General features: G+C 27.6%; 1 pseudogene. It reads left to right on the forward strand.

The window, feature by feature from the left end:
- Positions 1-278: pseudogene (locus ACQY5W_RS13310) on the forward strand (hypothetical protein); the annotation flags it as partial.
- Between the last annotated feature and the right edge of the window lie 346 nt (positions 279-624).

A 624-nucleotide genomic window follows, 5' to 3' on the forward strand; every position in this document is an offset into this window, starting at 1 on the left:
TTATGGGTGCTTCTCAGGATCCATCTGCAGATAAAATATTGTACAAGATGGGAGGTAATAGCTGTTTAGCAGGAGACTTTGTTGGTGATTATTTTTTTGATAAGAAATTAGAAATTGGTGATTTAATTGTATTTAAAGATATGATCCATTATACAATGGTTAAAACAACTATGTTTAATGGAGTATCACATCCATCAATAGGGATATGGAGTGACATAAATGGGTTTAAATTATTACGCAAGTTCGGATATGAAGATTTTAAGAGTAGAATGGGATAGTTACTTACCTTTTCCATTTTTTAAGTTTTTCATTTTCTTAAGTTTAAACCTTTACTTAGTAATTTCTACTAATGTAATAACATATATGAATTATATCATATAAGCATGTTTCTCTTTATATATCTAAAATAATCATTTGTATGTTATTAATTTATATCAATTTTTTCTTAAATAGAGCTAAGACAAACCTAAAACGACAAACTTTTTTTAAAAAAGAGGGTATATGACAGCAAAATCTTATACACCTTGCTTCCGAGGGATAAGTTTGTAAGTTAGTCATCTTGGACATTATAGTTAGTCAGTTGAGGTGTATAATATCTATTGACATTATTTCTCAAAAAAAAAG

Origin of the sequence: Arcobacter sp. (assembly GCF_050300555.1) — a bacterium.
Lineage (GTDB): Bacteria > Campylobacterota > Campylobacteria > Campylobacterales > Arcobacteraceae > Arcobacter.